The organism is Halomonas sp. SIMBA_159 (assembly GCF_046536035.1).
GTDB classification, from domain to species: domain Bacteria; phylum Pseudomonadota; class Gammaproteobacteria; order Pseudomonadales; family Halomonadaceae; genus Vreelandella; species Vreelandella venusta_A.
Window position 1 is genome coordinate 1 of the sequence record NZ_JAWJBT010001212.1, and the last position, 248, is coordinate 248.

The following is a 248-nucleotide window of genomic DNA, read 5'->3' on the forward strand; positions in this document are numbered from 1 at the left end:
GGCCACCGGCGTGATGCCGCTGGACATGCCCGAGTCGGTGCGGGTCCGCTTCAAGGGCCAGATGCAGCCGGGCGTGACCCTGCGTGACCTGGTCAACGCGATCCCGCTGTACGCGATCAAGCAGGGCCTGCTGACCGTGGCCAAGCAGGGCAAGAAGAACATCTTCTCCGGCCGCATCCTCGAGATCGAGGGCCTGCCGGACCTGAAGGTGGAGCAGGCGTTCGAGCTGTCCGACGCCTCGGCCGAGC

1 protein-coding gene is annotated in these 248 nt (G+C 67.7%); it reads left to right on the top strand.

Translation table 11 applies throughout. The features are described from left to right. A partial coding sequence (locus tag R0J87_RS23120; RefSeq protein WP_498889288.1) for a hypothetical protein occupies positions 1-248 on the top strand: 248 nt, incomplete at both ends.